Below are 19927 nucleotides of genomic sequence, written 5' to 3' on the forward strand. Positions count from 1 at the left end.
CGCAACCCCGGCTCACTCCTCGCGCTCACGAGGGCTGTCCCGCGACGTGGGCCCGGTAGAACGCCCAGGCGTCGCCGACCATGTCGTGCAGGGTCGGCTTGGCCGGCGTCCAGCCCAGCTCGTCGCGGGCCAGCGCGGAGGACGCGACCAGCTCGGCCGGGTCGCCCTCGCGGCGGGGGGCCACCTCGACCGGCACCGGCTGCCCGGTGACCTCGCGGACCACGTCGACCATCTGCCGGTTGGTGAAGCCGTTGCCGTTGCCGAGGTTGTAGATCCGGTGCCGGCCCGGGGTGGCCGCGTCCAGCGCGAGCAGGTGGGCGCGGGCCAGGTCCTCGACGTGGATGTAGTCGCGGACGCAGGTGCCGTCGACTGTGGGGTAGTCGTCGCCGAAGAGCTGGAGCTTCTCCCGCCGCCCGGCGGCCACGTCGAGCGCGATCGGGATGAGGTGCGTCTCCGGGTCGTGCCGTTCGCCGATGGCCTGACCGTCGCGCAGGTATGCCCCGGCGACGTTGAAGTAGCGCAGCGAGACGGCGGCCAGGTCGTGCGCGATCGCCTCGGAGGTGAGCGCCATGTCGACGGCCAGCTTGGTGGCGCCGTAGGTGCTGGTGGGCGCCTTGACGGCGGTCTCCGGGATCGGCAGCTCGGTGGGGTTGCCGTAGACGGCGGCGGTGGAGGAGAAGACCATCCGGGGCACCCGGGCGGCGCGTACCGCGTCGATGAGCGCGATCGAGCCGACCGTGTTGGTGTGCCAGTACAGCTCGGGGCGGATCATCGACTCACCGGCGGCGATGAGGGCGGCGAAGTGCAGCACGCCGTCGAACCCGGCGTTGGGGGTGAGCACCTGGGCGGCCTCGTGCACCGGCAGCTCGACGTGGGTGGCGTCGGGGGCGAGGGCTTCCCGGTGACCGGTGCGCAGGTCGTCCAGCACGGTCACCTGGTGGCCGTGGTCGAGCAGCATCCGGGTCACCACGCTGCCGATGTAGCCGGCGCCGCCGGTGACGAGCAGTTTCACGTCGGTCCTCCTGCCTGGGCCGCGTCCCGCGGCGGCCGTCCCGCGATCACCCTACGGCTGAGGGCTGTGTCGCGGCTGTCGAGTTGAGTCCGCCTCCATTCCATCATAATCCTTCATGATTGAACAGATCCGAACATTGGGCCGAGCGTGCGGTGGCCGCTGTCTACCATCCTTCTCATGCGGGAGGGTGGTGGTCCCGGGCCCCGGCGGCGACCGTCGGGGCGGCCCCGACGCGAACCCGGCCCGCTGGCCCGCAGCGTGGCCCGTCTCGTGGTGCGCGGTGCCGACGGCGCCACCCGCCTGGTCACCGCCCTGCTCGGGGCCAGCCCCACCGCCGGGCGGGAACGGATCAGCGAGGCCGAACTGCGGGACCTGGTCGCGGCGAACACGCTGCTCGACCCGGACGAGCGGCGGATCATCGACGAGGTGCTGGTGGCCGGCGCCCGGCTCGTCCGCGAGGTGATGGTGCCCCGCACCGAGGTGGTCTTCCTCAGCGCGGCGCTCCCGCTGACGCAGGCCCAGCGGCTGGTCCGGGCCGACCCGCACACCCGCTACCCGGTGGTCGACGGCACCCACGACGACGTGGTCGGCCTGGTGCACCTGCGGGACGTGCTGCTGCGCCCGGACGCGGACCGGCTGCTGCTGGTCGGCGACCTGATCCGGGAGGTGAAGCGCCTGCCGGACAGCAAACGCGTGCTGGCGGCGCTCACTGAGATGCGCCGGGAGGGCCACCACCTGGCCGTCGTCGTCGACGAGTACGGCGGCACCGCCGGCATCGTCACCTGCGAGGATCTGGTCGAGGAACTGGTCGGGGAGATCCGCGACGACGAGCACGGCCCGCTCGAACCGGAGCCCGCCGGCCTGCCCGCGGTCGTCGACGGCCGGCTCAACCTGACCGACTTCGCCGAGCGCACCGGGGTGTCGCTGCCCGCCGGGCCGTACGAGACGGTGGGCGGGTACGTGATGGCCGCCCTGGGCCGGCTGCCCGTGGCGGGCGACGAGGTGCCGGTGGCTGTCGACCCGGCCGGGGGATCGGTTCCGGCCGATCCGGCGGGCTGGTTGCTGCGGGTGCTCACGCTCGACGGCCGGCGCGTGTCCCGCCTGGCGGTCTCCGCCGCGCGGCTGCCCGAGCCCCGGCGCGAGGTGAACGGTCCGCTTCCGCCCGTACCCGCCCGATCCACCGGCCCGTCATGACGGACGCCGGGGCTTGCTGACAGAATTGCCGCCATGTCCGACGTACCCGCCCGCCCGCGCGTCTTCTCCGGCATCCAGCCGACGGCCGACTCGTTCCACCTCGGCAACTACCTGGGCGCGCTGCGGCACTGGGTGGCGTTGCAGGACAGCCACGACGCCTACTACTGCGTCGTCGACCTGCACGCGATCACCGCCGGGCACGACCCGTCGGTGCTCAAGCGCCGCAGCCGGGTCGCCGCCGCGCAGCTGTTCGCGCTCGGCCTGGACCCGGAGCGCAGCACGCTGTTCGTGCAGTCGCAGGTGCCCGAGCACTCGCAGCTCGCCTGGGTGCTCGGCTGCATCACCGGCTTCGGCGAGGCCGGCCGGATGACCCAGTTCAAGGACAAGTCGCAGAAGCAGGGCAGCGAGCGGGCCAGCGTCGGCCTGTTCACGTACCCGATCCTCCAGGCCGCGGACATCCTGCTCTACCAGGCGAACGCGGTGCCGGTCGGCGAGGACCAGCGGCAGCACCTGGAACTCTCCCGCGACCTGGCGCAGCGGTTCAACTCGCTGTTCGGCAGCACCTTCACCGTGCCCTCCCCGCACATCGTGAAGGACACCGCGAAGATCACCGACCTGCAGGACCCGACGGCCAAGATGTCGAAGTCGTCGTCCTCCCCGGCCGGCATCATCGACCTGCTGGAGGATCCGGCCCGCTCGGCGAAGAAGATCCGCTCGGCGGTCACCGACACCGGCCGCGAGATCGTCTTCGACGCCGAGGGCAAGCCGGGCATCACCAACCTGCTGACGATCTACTCCGCGCTGTCCGGCCGGTCCATCGACGACCTGGTCGCCGCGTACGACGGCAAGGGCTACGGCGACCTGAAGAAGGACCTCGCCGAGGTGGTGCGGGAGTTCGTCACGCCGATCCAGGAACGCACGAACGCCTACCTGAACGACCCGGCCCAGCTCGACAAGCTGCTGGCGCGGGGCGCGGAGAAGGCCCGATCGGTGGCCGCCGGGACGCTGCGGGACGTGTACGAGCGGGTCGGCTTCTTCCCGCCGGTGCGGTTCGAGTAACGGCCCGGACGGGCGGAGACGGGTGACGCAGCCGGTGGCGGGAGGGGTGGCGCGCGACGTGGCGGGCAGTGACACGGCGCCGGGCGGCGCGGACACGATCCAGATCGGGATCGCGGTCGACGTCCCCGAGCCCTGGGGCGGCATGCTCACCCGCCGCCGGGTCGAGGCCGGCGACCCGCTCGCCGTCCCCGCGCACGTCACCCTCCTCGGGCCCACCGAGATTCCGGTACGCGCGCTGCCCGCCGTCGAGGAGCACCTGGACCGGGTCGCCGCCACGCACCTGCCGTTCACGCTGCACCTGCGCGGCACCGGCACGTTCCGCCCGGTGACCCAGGTGGTCTTCGTGGCGGTGGCGGCCGGGATCAGCGAGTGCGAGCTGCTCGCCGCCGCTATCAACTCGGCCCCCGAGCTGCGGCGCGAGCTGCGCTTCCCGTACCACCCGCACGTCACCGTGGCGCAGGACGTGCCGACCGAGGTGCTCGACAGGGCGTACGAGGATCTCGCTGACTTCTCCGCATTGTTCCAGGTGGACGCGTTCACGCTGTTCTCGCACAGCGGGGCGACCCGGTGGCAGCCCCGCCGCGACTTCCGGCTCGGCGGCCGGAGCTGAACATCCGACCGGCTGGGCCACCTCCGTCACGGGCGGAGATCGGCGAGGATGACGGGGTGAACGTCTTCGGCCGGATCGAGGCGGCGGTGGGGCGCCGCATCGACGCGGCCCGGAGCCGCTCGTCGGTCTTCGACCACGTCTGGCGGGCCGGGACGCTCTACGCCGACCTGCTCGCCGGGCGGCTCGCCGCCGCCATCGCGTACTACGGCTTCTTCGCCGTGTTCGCGCTCGCGCTCGTCGCGTACTGGATCTTCGGCGCCGTGCTGCGCGACAACGAGGAGGTCAGCCGCGGCGCGGCCCACTTCCTGGAGGAGAACCTGCCCTTCCTCGATCCGGCGCAGATCGCCGAGAGCAGCGGCACCGTCGGCGTGGTCGGCCTGGTCATCCTGGTCTTCACCGGCATCGGCTGGGTGGAGGCGATCCGCTCCTCGCAGCGGCTGATGTACGGCTTCAACCAGCAGCCCGGCAACCTGGTGGTGCGGCGCCTGGTCGACCTGGGCGTGCTGGTGGCGGTCTTCGTGCTGCTGTTCGTCTCGGTCGCCGCCGTGGACGCGCTGGAGTCGCTGCTGCGCTTCCTGCTGCGCAGCACCGGCTCGGTGGGCCTGACCACGATCAGCGCACTGCTGAGCGTGCTCGTCAACGCCGTGCTCGCCGCCGCGCTGCTGCTCGCAGTGCCCCGGCTGCGGATGAGCCGGCGCCGGCTGCGCCCGGCGATCCTGACCATCGCCGTCGGGATCACCCTGCTGAACACCGTGGGGCGCTACTACGTGGTACGCACCGAGCGGAACCCCGCGTACACGGTGGTCGCCACCGCCGTGGGCCTGCTGCTCTACCTCTACCTGCTCAACCAGCTGGTGCTCTTCGGGGCGGCGCTCGCCGCCACCAGCCGGTACGGCCGGGTGGTGGACCTGGCCGAGGGCGGCGCCCGGGAGGTCGACGTGGAGGCGGACGTGCTCGACGAGGAGACCGAACCGGGGACACCGGGAGGAGCGGGATGAGCGCGCGGATCCGGATCGACGCCGAGTCGGCGGTGCCGCCGTACGAGCAGGTGCGGGCGCAGTTCGCCGCGCGCATCGGGGACGGGCGGCTGCCGGTGGGCACCCGGCTGCCGGCCGTGCGGCAGCTCGCCGCCGACCTGGGGCTGGCGGTGAACACCGTGGCGCGGGCGTACCGGGAACTGGAGGGCGCCGGGCTGGTGGAGACGCGCGGCCGGCACGGCACGGTGGTGGCCCCCGGCCGGGACGACGCCACCGACCGGCTGCAGCGGGCCGCCGCCGAGTACGCCGCCGAGGCGCGTCGCCTGGGTGTCGCGCCGGAGCGGGCAATCGCGCTGGTCCGTGCGGCGCTGGACGCCGGTACGCGTGGCTGAGCGTGGTCCCCGAAGCGGGGAGAGTCCGATGATTGCGTTCCCCGGTCCGGCACGCGGCGACCATGATGGGCCGGTGGGCGCACTCGTGACACTGGACCTGCCGGACGACTCCCCGATCCGGGGTCTGCCGTGGATCATCACGTTCGGCCCGCTCGGCGCCGAGGACGACTGGGAGCCGGTGGTCTGCGGCCCGTACGAGCGACAGCACGCGCTGGCGCTCGCCGAGGCGGTGGTGGCCGACGAGCAGCTGATGGCGGTGGTGGAGCCGCTGTTGCCGGCGCTCACGCCGGAGGAGATCCGCGGCGAGATCGCCGCCGCGCAGATCGCCGCCGAGGACGAGGCGGCCGAGATCGACCAGGCGGACCTCTACGGCGACTTCGAGGACGTCATCGACGAGGAGCTGGAACGCGCCGCCGACCGCGAGCCGGAGCCCGAGCCGGCGAAGGCACCCGACCGGGAGGAGATCCGGGCCGGGTTCGCCCGGATCGCCGCGCTGCTCACCGCCAAGGGCGGCTGAGAGCGCGCTCGCTCCCCGATGGACACCGGCCCCCCGGGAGCGTGCTCCCGAGGGGCCGGGGCCACCTCACCCCCCACCACAAGGGGTCGGCAGCCCAGCCGCCCGTCGGCGCGGGGCACAACGGACGGCCAGGTCGTTGGCGGGTTACCCGGCTCAGCGCCGTTCGAACCACGCAGCCGCGTCCACCGGCAGGACGTGCCCGTCGCCCCGCTCGGTGAGGTCGGCGCTGGCGACGAGCGGGCGGCCGTGGCCGCTCACCGTCACGTCGGCGCCGCTGATGTTCACCACGCACGTCACCTCGGCGTCGCCGGCGGTGCGGCGGAACGCGAGTACGCCGGGCTCGGTCTCCAGCCAGGTGATGCCGTCCAGGCCGGCCAGCGCCGGGTGCTCGTGCCGGACGCGCAGCGCGGTCCGGTACAGCTCCAGCGTCGAGCCGGGCGCACCGGCCTGGGCGGCCACCGACAGCTCCCGCCAGGTCGCCGGCGCCGGCAGCCAGCTCAGCTCGCTGCCGTCCGGCCCGAAGCCGTACGGGGGCAGGTCGCCACCCCACGGGATCGGCACCCGGCAGCCGTCGCGGCTCTCCCCGGTACGCCGGAACGCCGGGTCCTGACGCAGGTCGTCGGGAAGGTCCAGCACCTCCGGCAGGCCCAGTTCCTCGCCCTGGTAGACGTACGCGCAGCCGGGCAGCGCGAACATCAGCAGCGCGGCGGCGCGGGCGCGGCGCAGGCCGACCTCGCCGTCGCCGTACCGGGTGACGTGCCGCTGCCGGTCGTGGTTGGAGAGCACCCAGGTGGTCGGCGCGCCCACGATCGTGGACTCGGCCAGCGCCGTGTCGATCACCTTGCGGAACGAGTCGGCCGACCAGGTGGCGTCGAGGAAGTCGAAGCTGAAGGCCTGGTGCAGCTCGTCCGGGCCGATGTAGCGCGCCAGGCGCTGCGGCGTCTCGGCCCACGCCTCGGCGACAGCCATCCGGCCGCCCGGGTAGCTGTCCAGGATCGGCCGCCAGGCGCGGTAGATGTCGTGCACCTCGTCCTGGTCGAAGTACGGCAGCCGGCCCTTGCCCAGCAGTTCGGACTGACGCTGGCCGGTGGTCATCGAGTTGAAGCCGACGTCCGGCAGGCCCTCGGCCTTGATCATTCCGTGCGCCACGTCGATCCGGAAGCCGTCCACGCCGCGGTCCAGCCAGAAGCGCAGCACGTCCTCGAACTCGGCCCGCACCTCCGGGTGACGCCAGTTCAGGTCGGGCTGGGCCGGGTCGAACAGGTGCAGGTACCACTGGCCGTCGACCACGCGCGTCCACGCCGGGCCGCCGAAGATGCTCTCCCAGTCGTTCGGCGGCAGCTCGCCCTGCTCGCCCTTGCCGTCGGCGAACAGGTAGCGCTCACGCTCCGGCGAACCGGGCCCGGCGGCGAGGGCGGCGGTGAACCACGGGTGCGCGCTGGAGGTGTGGTTCGGCACCATGTCGACGATGATCCGCAGGCCGAGCGCGTGCGCGTCGGTGATCATCTCGTCGAAGTCGGTCAGGTTGCCGAACAGCGGGTCGACGTCCCGGTAGTCGGACACGTCGTAGCCGGCGTCGACCTGCGGTGACGTGTAGAACGGCGTCAGCCAGAGCGCGTCCACGCCGAGGTCGCGCAGGTACGGCAGGCGCTGCCGGATGCCCTGGAGGTCACCCACGCCGTCGGCGTTCGCGTCGGCGAAGCTGCGGACGTACACCTGGTAGACGACAGCGGACCGCCACCAATCGTCGTCGGCGGTGCGAGGGGTGGTGCTGGGGGCGGAGGTCATCGCTGTCGATCCCGTTCTGTGGCGGCTTCTGGTGCGGCGCAGGGTGTCTGAGAAGGATGCCGCCATCAGACTGCAAGAGTCAAGCATTCCTTGCGCAAGAAATGGCAGCCATCACCCGCGCCGGCCCTCGCGCCGCCTCCCGCATCCCGGGACACCCACTCACCCGCACCGCCCGCCCGGCCCCGTCGATCATGAACTTGACGGTCCCCGCTGCCCGATTCGTCCCCGCCAACTTCATGATCAGCCCCGCCTGGGTCCGGGCGCGTTTGGGGGGTGATCAAGGGGTTTGTGTCCGGGGGCGGGGGGTCAGGCGGGGATGGGGAGGGACGGGGCTGGGCGCTGGCGCTTCGGGGGGTCGGCGGGGCGGGTCACCGCGGTCGAGCCGCGTACCACCAGCTCGGGGCGGAACAGGTACTCGGAGTTCGGGGAGGGGTGGCCGTTGATCTCGTCGACCAGGGCCCGCACCGCCGCCACCGCCATGGCGGCCACCGGCTGGCGCACGGTGGTCAGCGGCGGGTCGGTGAACGCCATCAGCGGGGAGTCGTCGTACCCGACCACGGAGATGTCCCCGGGCACCGACAGCCCGCGCTGGCGGGCGGCCCGGATCGCGCCGAGCGCCATCAGGTCCGAGCCGCAGACGAGCCCGGTCGCGCCGCGCTCGATGAGCCGGCCGGCGGCCGCCTCGCCGCCCTCGACGCCGAACAGCGACAGCTCGGTCAGCTCGGTCAGTTCGTCCTCGGTGATGTCGGTCAGGCGCCCCATCGCGGCCTTGTAGCCGGCGACCTTGCGCTGCACCGGCACGAACCGGTCCGGGCCGGTGATCAGGCCGATCCGGCGGTGCCCGAGCGCGACCAGGTGGGCTACGGCGAGTTCGGCGGACTCCCGGTCGTCGCAGGAGACGAACGGCGCGGGGATGCCGGGCGCGTACCCGTTGATCATGACGATCGGCAGCGGCCGGGCCAGCAGCGTGCGGTAGCGGTCGTGGTCGGCGGCGGTGTCGGCGTGCAGGCCGGAGACGAAGACGATGCCGGAGACCTGGCGGTCCAGCAGCATCTCCACGTACTCGTCCTCGCGGACGCCACCCGGCGTCTGCGTGCAGAGCACCGGTGTGTACCCGGTGGGGGCGAGCGCGGACTCGATGATCTGGGCGAACGCCGGGAAGATCGGGTTGTCCAGCTCCGGCACGACCAGGCCGACCAGTCCGGCGCTGCGCTTGCGCAGCCGGGCCGGTCGTTCGTAGCCGAGCACATCGAGGGCGGTGAGGACGGCCTGCCGGGTCTCGGGGGCCACACCGGGGCGGTCGTTGAGCACCCGCGACACCGTGGCCTCGCTGACTTCAGCCTGTTGGGCGATGTCGGACAGTCGAGCGCGCATGTGCGGCACTTTAGCCCAACGGCAAAGTCTTGCGTACACTTCTGCAAGCCCTTCCATTCTCTGCAACCTCTTGCTAACGTCCCCGCAACATGCGAGAGCAGCGGCGCAGCATCTCGGCGCCGGTCAGCAAGAACTTTCAGAGGTTTCCACTGGTGGGCCGCCCTTCCCCCGCGGGCCGCCATGACGACAGGAGTACCGATGCGCATCCGTACCGCGGGTGTGGTCGCCGTCCTCGGCCTGGCGCTCGCCGCCTCCGGCTGTGGTGACAGCGGCAGCGACGACAAGCCGGCCGCCGGCGAGTCCGCCAAGGCGACCGGCGGCAAGCTGGTCATCTGGGCCGACGACAAGCGCACGGCCGCCCTCAAGCCGTTCGCCGAGGAGTTCGGCAAGGAGAACGGCGTGACCGTCGAGGTCCAGGCCGTCTCCAAGGACCTGCAGACCAACTTCGTCACCGCCTCGCAGCAGGGCAGCGGCCCGGACGTCGTGGTCGGCGCGCACGACTGGATCGGCAACCTGGTCCAGAACGGCGCCATCGACCCGGTGCAGCTCGCGGCCGAGCAGAAGTCCGGCTTCAACGAGACCGCGATCAAGGCCGTCACGTTCAACGGCCAGCTCTACGGCGTGCCCTACGCCACCGAGAACGTCGCGCTGATCCGCAACACCGAGCTGGCCCCCGAGGCGCCGAAGACGATCGAGGACCTGGTCGCCACCGGCAAGAAGCTCAAGGCCGAGAAGAAGGCCAGCGAGATCCTCTGTCTGCAGTCCGGGCAGAACGGCGACGCGTACCACATCTACCCGCTCTACACCTCGGGCGGCGGCTACCTGTTCGGCACCGCGGCGAACGGCGACTACGACCCGAAGGACCTGGGCGTGGGCAAGCCGGAGTCGATCGCTGCCTTCCAGAAGATCGCCAAGCTGGGTGAGAAGGGCGAGGGTGCGCTGAAGCGCTCCATCACCGGCGAGAACTCCATCGCCACCTTCACCGGCAAGAAGTGCGCGTTCCTGGTCTCCGGCCCGTGGGCCGTGGCCGACGCCAAGAAGGCCGGCATCTCCTACGACATCTCCCCGGTCCCCGGCTTCGCCGGTGGCAAGGAGGCCCAGCCGTTCGTGGGCGTCCAGGCGTTCTACGTGGCCGCCAAGGGCAAGAACAAGGCCCTGGCCCAGGAGTTCGTCACCAACTACGTGACCAAGCCCGAGCTGGCCGTCGCGCTGTACAAGGCCGAGCCGCGCCCGCCGGCGCTGACCGCCGCCTTCGACCAGGTCAAGGGCGAGGACCCGGACCTGGCCAAGTTCTCCGAGGCCGGTAAGAACGGCCAGGTCCTCCCGGCGATCCCGGCCATGGCCGCGATCTGGGACCCGTTCGGCAAGGCGGAGGCCGCCATCATCGGTGGCGCCGACCCGGCCAAGACGATCACGGCCGCCGGCAAGACCATCCAGGGTCAGATCAAGTAATGAGCGCGCCGCTGTCCGGCCCGGGGTCTGCACCGCAGGCCCCGGGCCGGGAGCCCGTACGCCGTGGGCTCCCGCGCACGTCCCGTACCGCGCGGCAACACGCGCCGATCACCGCGACCGGCCTCGTCGTCAAGGTGGTCCTGCTCGGCCTGGTGGCCGGGATCGCGATCTGGGCGGCCTTCCCGCTCATCGAGGCCGAGCACTGGCTCGCGCTGGGCGTCCTGGCGGTCACCACCGCCGGCCTGTTCTACCTCTACCTGAGCCGCCGCCACATCCCGGCCAAGTATCTGGTCCCCGGCACGCTCTTCCTGATCGCGTTCCAGATCTTCCCGGTGCTCTACACCGCGAGCACCGCGTTCACGAACTTCGGCGACGGCCACCGCGGCAGCAAGGACGACGCGATCGTCGCCGTGCAGACCTCCTCGGTGAAGCAGGTGCCCGGCTCGACCGAGTACAACCTCACCATCGCCACCACCGGCGACCCGGCGACCGGCTCGCTGGTCTTCCTCCTCAGCGACCCGAAGACCAAGGACGTCTTCGCCGGCGACGCGGACGGGCTGCGCAAGCTCGACGCCGCCGACGTCGAGGTGAGCAGCCTCAGCGGAAAGATCACCGCCGCGGACGGCTACACCCTGCTGAACATCGGGCAGGCCAGCAGCCGCAGCGACGCCGTCACCGCGCTCATCGTGCCCACCGACGAGGGCGCCATCCGCTCCAACGGCCTGACCCGGGCGTATGAGGGCAAGGCGGCGCGGGCGTACGACGCCGCGTGCGACTGCGTCAAGGACAGCGAGACCGGCAAGACGTGGACCGCCGACGAGAAGGCCGGCTCCTTCGTCGCCGCCGACGGCGAGCGCCTCGCCCAGGGCTGGAAGGTCGACGTCGGGCTGAAGAACTTCAGCACCGTGCTCACCGATCCGAACATCTCCGGCCCGTTCTTCGGCACGCTGGCCTGGAACTTCGCGTTCGCGATCGGATCCACCGGCCTGACGTTCCTGCTCGGCATGGCGATCGCGCTCGCACTGCACTCGCCCCGGATGCGCGGCACCAACTTCTACCGGGTCCTGCTGATCCTGCCGTACGCCATGCCGTCCTTCGCCATGCTGCTGATCTGGCGGGACATGTTCAACACCGACTTCGGCCTGCTCAACAACCTGTTCGGGCTGGACGTCGACTGGTTCGGCGGCAACTGGTCGGCGCGGATCGCGGTGCTGCTGGTGCAGTTGTGGCTCGGCTACCCGTACATGTTCCTGGTCGCCACCGGCGCGTTGCAGGCCATCCCGCGGGAGCTGACCGAGGCCACCTCGGTCGACGGCGCGTCGCCCTGGCAGTCGTTCAAGGCGGTCACCCTGCCGCTGCTGCTGGTGGCGCTGTCGCCGCTGCTGATCGCGTCGTTCGCGTACAACTTCAACAACGTCAACGCGATCCTGTTCACCACCGAGGGTGGGCCGTTCGCGCCGGACAACCCGCGTAACGGCGCCACCGACCTGCTGATCACCTACACGTACCGGCTCGCGTTCGGCGCACAGGGCGCCGAGTTCGGCCTGGCCGCGACCGTGTCGATCTTCATCTTCGCGATCGTGGCGACGGTGTCGGCGATCAGCTTCCGGCGGACCCGCAAGCAGGAGGAGGTGTACTCGTGACCACCATCGCGGAGACGCCCGCACCCACCCGCCGGCCGGCCCGCAGCTCGCGCGGCCGCTGGTTCACCCAGGTGGGCTGGCGGCACCTGGTCGGACTGGTGGCGGTGGCGTTCAGCCTCTTCCCGATCCTGTTCGTGATCTCGGCGGCGTTCAACCCGCTCGGCACGCTCTCCTCCACCGAGCTGCTGCCGACCGGGGCGTCGCTGGAGAACTTCACGAACCTGTTCGACAACACGGCGTTCGGCCACTGGTTCCTCAACTCGCTGCTGCTGGCGGGCGTGGCCAGCTTCGCGTCGATCTTCCTGTCGTCGCTCGCGGCGTACGCGTTCTCCCGGATGCGTTTCGCCGGGCGCCGGGTCGGCCTGCTCGCGTTGCTGCTGATCCAGATGTTCCCGCAGTTCCTGGCGATCGTGGCGATCTTCCTGATCTTCACCACGCTCACCGACCTCTACCCGGCGATCGGGTTCAACACCCCGTGGGGCCTGTTCCTGCTCTACATGGGTGGCGCGCTCGGCGCGAACACGTGGCTGATGAAGGGCTTCTTCGACACGCTGCCGAAGGAGCTGGACGAGTCGGCGACCATGGACGGCGCCTCGCACGTGCAGGTCTTCTTCCGGATCATGCTGCCGCTGGTGGCGCCGATCCTGGCGGTGACCGGCCTGCTCGCGTTCATCGGGTCGATCAACGAGTTCATCATCGCCAACGTGTTCCTCACCGAACCCGAGTCGAAGACCCTCGCGGTCGGCATGTTCGGCCTGGTCGCGGGCGAGCGCAACAACAACTTCGGGATGTTCGCAGCGGGCACGCTGCTCACCGCGATCCCGACGGTGCTGGTGTTCCAGCTGCTCCAGCGCTACATCGTCTCCGGACTCACCTCCGGAGCGGTAAAGGGCTGAGCCTCCTCGGCTCACGCTGCGGCAAGGGCGTCGTGTCGGCGTACACCGGAGCGGTTCTCGGGCGGACCGCCGCGGTCGGGTGAACCGACCGCGGCGGGTGCCCGCCCCCTCTCCCTGTCGGTACGACGCGAAAGGCAGCACCATGTCCCTTCAGCCGCACCACGACGGCTCCGCCACCTACGTCCCGGAGCAGGAGCCCGTGCTCGGGCAGACCGTGCCGGTCTTCGTCCGGGTACCGGCCGGAACCGGCGTCTCCCAGGTACACGTGCGCACCACCGGCGACGGCGAGCCGCGCTTCGCCGAGGCGCGGATCGACCGCACCGACGGCGACGACGTGTGGTGGCGGGCCGACGTCGAGGTCCGCAACCCGGTCAGCAACTACCGCTTCCTGCTCGACGGCGAACGCGGCACCCGCTGGCTCAACGCGGCCGGGTTGTCCGGCCACGACGTGCCGGACAACGGCGACTTCAAGCTGGTCAGCTACGCGCCGCCGCCGGCCTGGGCCCGCGACGCGGTGATCTACCAGATCTTCCCGGACCGGTTCGCCCGCTCGGCCGCCGCCGACGGCCGGACCGTGCCGGACTGGGCCATCGGATGCGACTGGGACACCCCGGTCATCGGCCGCGGCCCGGAGACGCCCCGCCAGTTCTACGGCGGCGACCTCGACGGCGTCACCGAGCACCTGGACCACCTGGACCGGCTCGGCGTCAACACCGTCTACCTCACGCCGGTCTTCCCGGCGCGCTCCAACCACAGGTACGACGCGTCGAGCTTCGACACCGTCGACCCGCTGCTCGGCGGCGACGCGGCGCTGGCCCGGCTCGCCGACGCGGTGCACGCCCGGGGCTGGCGGCTGCTCGGCGACATCACCAGCAACCACACCGGCGACGCCCACGACTGGTTCACCGCCGCCGTCTCCGACGTCAACGCGCCGGAACGCGAGCTGTACTACTTCGACCTGCCCGGCTCGGACTACGAGTCGTGGAACGGGGTGAAGTCGCTGCCGAAGCTGAACTGGGGCAGCGCCGAACTGCGCCGCCGGTTCGCCACCGCCGACGACTCGCTGCTGCGCCGCTGGCTGCGCCCGCCGTACGGGCTGGACGGCTGGCGGGTCGACGTGGCGAACATGACCGGGCGGCGCGGTGCGGACGCGTACACCCACGAGGTGGCGCGGCTGCTGCGCGAGGTGGTCGCCGACACCCGCCCGGACGGGCTGCTGCTCGCCGAGCACGGCCACGACCACACCGGTGACCTGGACCGCGACGGCTGGCACGGGACGATGAACTACGTCGGCTTCACCGACCCGGTCTGGTCCTGGCTGCGCCACGGCGACGACCCGGTGCCGAACTTCCTCGGCACCCCGGGCGGGGTACGGCGGCGCGACGCGGACGCGGTGCTCGCCACCATGAACACCTACCGGTCGCTGGTGTCGTGGCGCTCGTACACGCACTCGTGGCAGCTGCTCGGCTCGCACGACTCGGCCCGGATCCGCACCGTGGTCGGCGACGCGGCCCGGCAGGAGGTGGCGGCCGGGCTGCTCGCCACCATGCCCGGCACGCCGGTGGTCTTCGCCGGGGACGAGCTGGGCCTGACCGGTACGAACGGGGAGGGCTCGCGTACCCCGATGCCGTGGCACCGGCCGGAGAGCTGGGACCGGCGCACGTTCGAGGCGTACCGGTCGTTGCTGACGCTGCGCCGCGACGAGCCGGCGCTGCGGCACGGCGGCCTGCGGTGGGTGCACGCGGACGCGGACACGCTGGTCTTCCTGCGCGAGGCGCCCACGTCGACGGTGCTGGTGCTGGCAAGGCGAGCCGCAGGCACCCCGGTCCGGCTGCCCGGCGTGGGCGCCGCCGAGAACGTCTACGGAAACGCCCCCGCCCTTCACCCCGACGCCGAGGGCACGGTGACCGTCCCCGCGGACGGCCCCACCTTCCAGGTCTGGCGCCTGCGCTAGCGGCCGTCCGAGTCATGAACACAGGCGGCGCGCCCGGCTGGTTGCCGGGCGCGCCTGCGTGTCACGAGGGACTAGACGATGCGGTTGTAGCCGCCCCAGTTACTGCCGACCTGGCGGACGTCGCCGTACGGCGCCCCGCCGTCCCGGGTGAAGTTGTTGGAGAAGAGCCACATGGTGCCGTCGGCCTTGATGCCGAGCAGGTCGGTGAAGCCGTCGCCGTTGGCGTCGGCGGGGACGACGGTGGTGTAGTTGCCCCAGCTGCTGCCGACCTGGCGGACGTCGCCGTAGGGCATGGCACCGTCGCGGGTGTAGTTGTTGGAGAAGAGCCACATGGTGCCGTCGGCCTTGATGCCGAGCAGGTCGGTGAAGCCGTCGCCGTTGGCGTCGGCGGCGACGATGCGGGTGTAGTTGCCCCAGCCGGTGCCGACCTGGCGGACGTCGCCGTAGGGCATGGCACCGTCGCGGGTGTAGTTGTTGGAGAAGAGCCACATGGTGCCGTCGGCCTTGATGCCGAGCAGGTCGGTGAAGCCGTCGCCGTTGGCGTCGGCGGCGACGATGCGGGTGTAGTTGCCCCAGCCGCTGCCGATCTGCCGGACGTCGCCGTACGGTGCCCCGCCGTCGCGGGCGAAGTTGTTGGAGAAGAGCCACATGGTGCCGTCGGCCTTCACACCGAGCAGATCGGCGAAACCGTCGCCGTTGGCGTCGGCGTTGACGACGCGCTCGTAGTTGCCCCAGCCGGTGCCGACCTGGCGGACGTCGCCGTAGGGCATGGCACCGTCGCGGGTGTAGTTGTTGGAGAACAGCCACATGCTGCCGTCGGACTTGGTGGCGACCAGATCGTGGAAGCCGTCGCCGGTCACGTCGGCGATCCACGGGTCACGGACCGGCGTCTCGCCGCTGCCGATGACGTTGCGGTAGCGGAGTGCGACGTAGCTGCTGGCGGGATGGGAGTCGATGAGACCGTCCGAGCCGCCGGTGAGGGTTTCTGTCGCGATCTTGACCGGCGTCGAACCGAAGGAGTAGTACTCGAAGGTGCCGGTCGACTGGTTGATCCAGCGCTTGAAGAGGATGACGTGCTCGGCCGGCGAGTTCAGGGCGTCGCCGGGAAGCAGGCTGGTCTTGCTGATCTGGGTGGCGACCTTGCCGAGGTTGCCGGTCCAGGCCGAGGCGGAGAGATGCCAGGCCATGGAGACGTAGCCAGAGCAGTCGGTCCGGTAGTCCTTACCGCCCTGGTCGCGGTACCAGCCGCTCTGACTGTAGGGAATGTTGCCGCGGTTGTCGTACCAGTACTGCGCCCGGCTCATGATTTCGTCGCGGCTGATCTGACCACCGACGCTCGACGCGGCGTGTGCCGCCTGCGGAGCGCCGGCGACGGTGGCACCGACGCCGGCCGCCAGGCCGAGCCCGGCAGCGAGGGTGACGCCGAGCGTCAGGGCGGTGATTCGTCGAATCAACATGTTCTTCCACCTTTCACGGGTTCTGATACTCGAAGGATCAATCGGCGAAATGGTGCGGTGCGCTAGACCACCCGCCAGAAGTGAAGCGGCGTAGTGGCGGCAATCGCCTTTTCGACGATCTGTCGAAGAAGTTCATTTGCTTTTTCCGGGTCATTGCCGTCGATGAAAGCGATGATGTCGGCGCCGTGTGGTCCGGCGCGCACTCGGATGTGCTCCACTCCGTTCCCGGGGCCGCACTGGGCGTAGAGCAGGTGCCGGAGTGCCATCGGGTCTACGGTCGCCGCCGCCGTCAGCGGTGCGATCCGGAGGTGGGCCGCGATCAACGTGCTCACGCTCCCTCTTGCGGGGAGAGCGAGACGATCCCGCCGAGCGTCTCGACGCCGCCCGGAGAGACGGGGCCGGGGGTGCCCCACCCGAACCCCTCGGCAAGCGCGCTGAACGATTCCTGGCCGACGAACAGCGCGACGGAAACCGCCAGCGCGAGCGGCAGGACCAGGATGAAGCGTCGAGGTACGGCGATAATTGCGCGCACGGTGATCTGCCTCCCAATGGAGTGGCTCGGTCTTTCGGGATTTGTTGCTCGGCTCTGCGCTCTTTCGCGTCGGCCTGAATTGAGCATCCCGGTCCGGTCGGCCCGTGTCATCAGATCCGGCCTGGCGCGACTCCGCCCGGCGGTATCCCGCCAGCAGTCCTCGCGGGGCACCGCGGAGATCCCCGGCACGGCAGAATGAGGCTTCGCTGGCCGTCCCGGGGGAGGCTCGATGTTCGATCTGTTAGGTCTGTCCGCGCAGCACGAGATGGTCTACCGGGCGATGCTCGACCGGCCGGACCTGAACGTCGCAGGGCTGGCTGCGCACCTGGCCGTATCGCCTGACCAGGTGCGCGAGGCGCTGGACATCCTGGCGGATCTGGCGCTGATCCGGCTGGACCCCGCCGGAGGCGATGCCCGGGTGGTGCGGCCCCAGGCCGGCCTGATGGCCTTGCTGGCCAAGGTGGAGGCCGATGTCGCCGTCCGGCAGCGGCAGGTCGAGGCGACCAGGGCCGCCATCGCCGCCATCGCCACCGCCCACGACCAGCACAACCAGGTACGGGAAGGTCGCGTTCTCGACGGGATCGACGCCGTCCGGGAGCGCCTCGCGGAACTCGCACACAGCGCGCGGGCCGAGTGCCTGTCCTTCACCACCGGCCGGGGCCAGAGCGCGGACACCCTGGAGGCCGAGGGGCCGCTCAACCAGTTCGCGCTCCAGCGGGACGTGCGAATCCGCAACGTCTACCAGGACAGCTTCCGCAACGACCCGACCACTCTCGCTCATGCCCGTCGCATGGCGAGCCTGGGCGCCGAGTCGCGTACCGCGCCGACACTGCCGATGCGTCTGGTCGTCGTCGATCGTGAGACCGCGTTCGTGCCCATCGATCCGGACGACGCGCGGCGCGGGGCGCTGGAGTTGCGCAGCCCCGGTGTCGTGGCCGGGCTCGTCGCGCTGTTCGAGCAGATCTGGCGGACGGCCACCCCTTTCGCCGAACAGACGGCACCCGACGATCAGGGCCTCACCCCGCACGAACGGGAGTTGATCAGGCTGCTGGCGGCCGGCCACACGGACGAGTCGGCTGCCCGCAAACTCGCGATGTCGGTGCGGAGCGTCCAACGCACGATGACGTCCCTCACCGAACGGTTGAAGGCGGCGAGCCGGTTTCAGGCCGGGGTCCACGCCAGCCAACGCGGCTGGGTGTGAGCCTGGCACCTCCGGCAGTCGATCGAGCGCCTGCCGCGGTCACCAGGCCCTGCATCTCGAGGTCACGGTATGACGCCAGGTCGGCGGGGTGACTACTACGTTGCGTCGTTGGTGGGGGAGGATGGGCGCGTGGAAGCTCTTCGACTGATTCTTCTCTACGTCCATCTGATCGGTTTCGCGCTGCTGCTCGGCGGTGGGATCGCCCAGTACGTCACCGGCCGGCTGCGGATCAACGCCGCCATGCTGTGGGGTGCGATCATCCAGGTGCTCACCGGCATCGGGCTGTCCGCTCCGCTGCGCGACGGGGACGAGCCGGCCCCGGCGAAACTTGTTACCAAGTTGGTGCTCGCGCTGCTCATCTTCGTCATGGTCTTCTTCTCCCGTAAGCGGGAGACCGTCAACCGTGGCCATTTCCTCGCGATCGTCGGGTTGACACTGGTCAACGCGGCCGTCGCGGTGTTCTGGCGTTAGTTCGCCGGCAGTCGGGGAACCTCGGGAAACGGACGTTCGCGACACCCACCGCGCACGCCCACCGGCCGGATAAGTGACGTGCCCCACCCAAGGGTTACGCCGGGGTAACGGACGCTCAACAGTCGTGCACGATTGTCGGCCGGTGGGTGGGCGCGGGCGTACGCTCCCGTCCGTAACGTGGGACGCCGGCGGCACACCGCAGGCCGGCGAAGGGCTGCACACCGTGCACGACGCGGTGTGCAAGGGGAAGGAGACGTCTTGCGCTCTGTGCGTGGGATGCGGATCGCCTCCGCCATCGTGGCGGGTGGACTCGTGCTGGGCGCTGCCGCGTGTGGTGAGGCTCCGGACGACGACAACAACGCCGGCGGCGACGGTGGTAAGAAGTTCAGCGCCTGCATGGTGACCGACGTCGGCGGCATCGACGACAAGTCCTTCAACGCCTCGGCCTGGAAGGGCCTCCAGGAGGCGCAGAAGGAGAACGACAAGATCGAGATCAAGAACGTCCAGTCGAAGGCCGAGGCGGACTACGAGGTCAACCTGACCGGGTTCGTCAACCAGAAGTGCGACTTCATCCTGGCCGTCGGTGGCCTGATGTCGGACGCCACCAAGGCCGCGGCTGAGAAGAACCCGAACCAGCAGTTCGGCATCGTCGACGCCAACCCGGGTGTCTCGAACGTCTACCCGATGCAGTTCGACACCGCGCAGGCCGCGTTCCAGGCCGGCTACCTGGCCGCCGGGATGAGCAAGACCGGCAAGGTCGGCGCCTACGGCGGCCTGCCGATCCCGCCGGTCACCATCTTCATGGACGGCTTCGCCGACGGCGTGGCGTACTACAACAAGACCAAGAGCAAGAACGTCCAGGTTCTCGGCTGGGACAAGGCCGCCCAGAAGGGCTCCTTCGCCAACTCGTTCGAGAAGCAGGACGAGGGCAAGAAGGTCTCCGACGCGCTCGTCGCGCAGGGCGCCGACGTCGTGATGCCGGTCGCCGGTGGCGCCGGTCTCGGCACCACCTCCGCGGCCAAGGCGTCGGGCGGCAAGTACTCGGTCGTCTGGGTCGACATCGACGGCTGCGAGAGCACCCCGGACTGCTCGGCGATCCTGACCACTGTCGTCAAGAACATCCCCGAGGCCGTCAAGGAGGCCGTGCTGAAGGCCGCCGGTGGCGAGAAGCTGCAGTCCACCCCCGGCTTCGTGGGCACGCTGGCGAACACCGGCGTCTCGATCGCCCCGTACCACGACTTCGAGAGCAAGGTCCCGGCGGACCTGAAGGCCGAGGTCGACAAGATCAAGGCGGACATCGCCGCGGGCACCATCACCGTCACCTCGAAGGCCCAGCCGACCAAGTGACCGTTCCGCCGGCCGCCGCGGTGCGATCATCGGCAGCGGGGGCCGGCGGAC

At 70.8% G+C, this 19927-nt stretch carries 19 protein-coding genes; 13 read left to right on the top strand and 6 right to left on the bottom strand.

What is annotated here, in order from left to right; translation table 11 throughout:
• Positions 1–25: 25 nt before the first annotated feature.
• Complete coding sequence (galE, locus tag NMK34_RS04420; protein ID WP_412098849.1) at positions 26–1012, bottom strand: UDP-glucose 4-epimerase GalE; 987 nt, start codon at positions 1010–1012, stop codon at positions 26–28.
• A 177-nt stretch (positions 1013–1189) separates the two neighbouring features.
• Here galE and NMK34_RS04425 point away from each other — a divergent pair, with 177 nt between their 5' ends.
• The 6 genes from NMK34_RS04425 (at position 1190) to NMK34_RS04450 (ending at position 5761) form a co-directional block, all read left to right on the top strand.
• Positions 1190–2206 carry a hemolysin family protein gene (locus tag NMK34_RS04425; protein ID WP_318332315.1) on the top strand — a complete coding sequence of 339 codons (1017 nt, stop codon included), beginning with the start codon at positions 1190–1192 and terminating at the stop codon, positions 2204–2206.
• 33 nt (positions 2207–2239) lie between these two features.
• Positions 2240–3265 carry a tryptophan--tRNA ligase gene (gene trpS / locus NMK34_RS04430; protein WP_318332316.1) on the top strand — a complete coding sequence of 342 codons (1026 nt, stop codon included), beginning with the start codon at positions 2240–2242 and terminating at the stop codon, positions 3263–3265.
• A gap of 22 nt (positions 3266–3287) precedes the next feature.
• The gene (locus NMK34_RS04435; RefSeq protein WP_412098850.1) at positions 3288–3875 is read left to right on the top strand and encodes a 2'-5' RNA ligase family protein; all 588 of its coding nucleotides are present in this window, start codon (positions 3288–3290) and stop codon (positions 3873–3875) included.
• A gap of 56 nt (positions 3876–3931) precedes the next feature.
• Entirely contained in the window at positions 3932–4873 is a 942-nt protein-coding gene (locus tag NMK34_RS04440) for a YhjD/YihY/BrkB family envelope integrity protein (RefSeq protein WP_318332317.1), read from the top strand.
• A complete protein-coding gene (locus NMK34_RS04445; RefSeq protein ID WP_318332318.1) occupies positions 4870–5244 on the top strand; it encodes a GntR family transcriptional regulator in 375 nt (124 codons plus the stop codon). Before NMK34_RS04440 ends, NMK34_RS04445 begins: the two co-directional genes overlap by 4 nt.
• Before the next feature lie 73 nt (positions 5245–5317).
• Complete coding sequence (locus tag NMK34_RS04450; protein WP_194798657.1) at positions 5318–5761, top strand: hypothetical protein; 444 nt, start codon at positions 5318–5320, stop codon at positions 5759–5761.
• Positions 5762–5914: 153 nt separating this feature from the next.
• On the opposite strand, the gene NMK34_RS04455 is transcribed toward NMK34_RS04450, so the two are convergent.
• A complete protein-coding gene (locus NMK34_RS04455) occupies positions 5915–7549 on the bottom strand; it encodes a glycoside hydrolase family 13 protein (protein WP_318332319.1) in 1635 nt (544 codons plus the stop codon).
• A 306-nt stretch (positions 7550–7855) separates the two neighbouring features.
• The gene (locus tag NMK34_RS04460; RefSeq protein WP_318332320.1) at positions 7856–8923 is read right to left on the bottom strand and encodes a LacI family DNA-binding transcriptional regulator; all 1068 of its coding nucleotides are present in this window, start codon (positions 8921–8923) and stop codon (positions 7856–7858) included.
• A 198-nt stretch (positions 8924–9121) separates the two neighbouring features.
• Between NMK34_RS04460 and NMK34_RS04465 the strand changes: the two genes are divergently transcribed.
• The 4 genes from NMK34_RS04465 to NMK34_RS04480 all read left to right on the top strand — a co-directional run bounded on the left by NMK34_RS04465 (position 9122) and on the right by NMK34_RS04480 (position 14868).
• Positions 9122–10375: a maltose ABC transporter substrate-binding protein gene (locus NMK34_RS04465; protein ID WP_318332321.1), complete on the top strand. Its 1254-nt coding sequence runs from the start codon at positions 9122–9124 to the stop codon at positions 10373–10375.
• Positions 10375–12018 (top strand): ABC transporter permease subunit, encoded by a 1644-nt coding sequence (locus NMK34_RS04470; protein WP_318332322.1) that lies wholly within the window; start codon positions 10375–10377, stop codon positions 12016–12018. The genes NMK34_RS04465 and NMK34_RS04470 overlap by 1 nt, the downstream gene beginning before the upstream one ends.
• Entirely contained in the window at positions 12015–12914 is a 900-nt protein-coding gene (locus NMK34_RS04475) for a sugar ABC transporter permease (RefSeq protein WP_318332323.1), read from the top strand. Before NMK34_RS04470 ends, NMK34_RS04475 begins: the two co-directional genes overlap by 4 nt.
• A gap of 142 nt (positions 12915–13056) precedes the next feature.
• The gene (locus NMK34_RS04480) at positions 13057–14868 is read left to right on the top strand and encodes a glycoside hydrolase family 13 protein (RefSeq protein WP_318332324.1); all 1812 of its coding nucleotides are present in this window, start codon (positions 13057–13059) and stop codon (positions 14866–14868) included.
• 71 nt (positions 14869–14939) lie between these two features.
• Here the strand turns inward: NMK34_RS04480 and NMK34_RS04485 are convergent, their stop codons facing one another.
• The 3 genes from NMK34_RS04485 to NMK34_RS04495 all read right to left on the bottom strand — a co-directional run bounded on the left by NMK34_RS04485 (position 14940) and on the right by NMK34_RS04495 (position 16857).
• Positions 14940–16325 (bottom strand): VCBS repeat-containing protein, encoded by a 1386-nt coding sequence (locus NMK34_RS04485; protein WP_318332325.1) that lies wholly within the window; start codon positions 16323–16325, stop codon positions 14940–14942.
• A gap of 62 nt (positions 16326–16387) precedes the next feature.
• Positions 16388–16657: a hypothetical protein gene (locus NMK34_RS04490; protein WP_318332326.1), complete on the bottom strand. Its 270-nt coding sequence runs from the start codon at positions 16655–16657 to the stop codon at positions 16388–16390.
• A complete protein-coding gene (locus NMK34_RS04495; RefSeq protein WP_318332327.1) occupies positions 16654–16857 on the bottom strand; it encodes a hypothetical protein in 204 nt (67 codons plus the stop codon). The genes NMK34_RS04490 and NMK34_RS04495 overlap by 4 nt, the downstream gene beginning before the upstream one ends.
• 229 nt (positions 16858–17086) lie before the next feature.
• On the opposite strand from NMK34_RS04495, the gene NMK34_RS04500 reads away from it, so the two are divergent.
• The 3 genes from NMK34_RS04500 (at position 17087) to NMK34_RS04510 (ending at position 19876) form a co-directional block, all read left to right on the top strand.
• Positions 17087–18058 carry a LuxR C-terminal-related transcriptional regulator gene (locus tag NMK34_RS04500; RefSeq protein ID WP_318332328.1) on the top strand — a complete coding sequence of 324 codons (972 nt, stop codon included), beginning with the start codon at positions 17087–17089 and terminating at the stop codon, positions 18056–18058.
• Between the two features lie 129 nt (positions 18059–18187).
• Positions 18188–18529 (top strand): hypothetical protein, encoded by a 342-nt coding sequence (locus NMK34_RS04505; RefSeq protein WP_128136717.1) that lies wholly within the window; start codon positions 18188–18190, stop codon positions 18527–18529.
• Positions 18530–18805: 276 nt separating this feature from the next.
• The gene (locus tag NMK34_RS04510) at positions 18806–19876 is read left to right on the top strand and encodes a BMP family lipoprotein (RefSeq protein WP_194798958.1); all 1071 of its coding nucleotides are present in this window, start codon (positions 18806–18808) and stop codon (positions 19874–19876) included.
• The last annotated feature ends 51 nt before the right edge of the window (positions 19877–19927 follow it).

The organism is Micromonospora sp. BRA006-A (genome assembly GCF_033433935.1).
In the GTDB taxonomy this organism is placed as follows: domain Bacteria; phylum Actinomycetota; class Actinomycetes; order Mycobacteriales; family Micromonosporaceae; genus Micromonospora; species Micromonospora aurantiaca.

Bases quoted from the DNA above. Each gene is read 5' to 3' on its own strand.
- trpS (WP_318332316.1), top strand. From the start codon at position 2,240: ATGTCCGACGTACCCGCCCGCCCGCGCGTCTTCTCCGGCATCCAGCCG.
- NMK34_RS04500 (WP_318332328.1), top strand. From the start codon at position 17,087: ATGTTCGATCTGTTAGGTCTGTCCGCGCAGCACGAGATGGTCTACCGG.
- NMK34_RS04445 (WP_318332318.1), top strand. From the start codon at position 4,870: ATGAGCGCGCGGATCCGGATCGACGCCGAGTCGGCGGTGCCGCCGTAC.
- NMK34_RS04485 (WP_318332325.1), bottom strand. From the start codon at position 16,325: ATGTTGATTCGACGAATCACCGCCCTGACGCTCGGCGTCACCCTCGCT.
- NMK34_RS04470 (WP_318332322.1), top strand. From the start codon at position 10,375: ATGAGCGCGCCGCTGTCCGGCCCGGGGTCTGCACCGCAGGCCCCGGGC.
- NMK34_RS04480 (WP_318332324.1), top strand. From the start codon at position 13,057: ATGTCCCTTCAGCCGCACCACGACGGCTCCGCCACCTACGTCCCGGAG.
- NMK34_RS04460 (WP_318332320.1), bottom strand. From the start codon at position 8,923: ATGCGCGCTCGACTGTCCGACATCGCCCAACAGGCTGAAGTCAGCGAG.
- NMK34_RS04425 (WP_318332315.1), top strand. From the start codon at position 1,190: ATGCGGGAGGGTGGTGGTCCCGGGCCCCGGCGGCGACCGTCGGGGCGG.
- NMK34_RS04510 (WP_194798958.1), top strand. From the start codon at position 18,806: ATGCGGATCGCCTCCGCCATCGTGGCGGGTGGACTCGTGCTGGGCGCT.
- NMK34_RS04455 (WP_318332319.1), bottom strand. From the start codon at position 7,549: ATGACCTCCGCCCCCAGCACCACCCCTCGCACCGCCGACGACGATTGG.
- NMK34_RS04465 (WP_318332321.1), top strand. From the start codon at position 9,122: ATGCGCATCCGTACCGCGGGTGTGGTCGCCGTCCTCGGCCTGGCGCTC.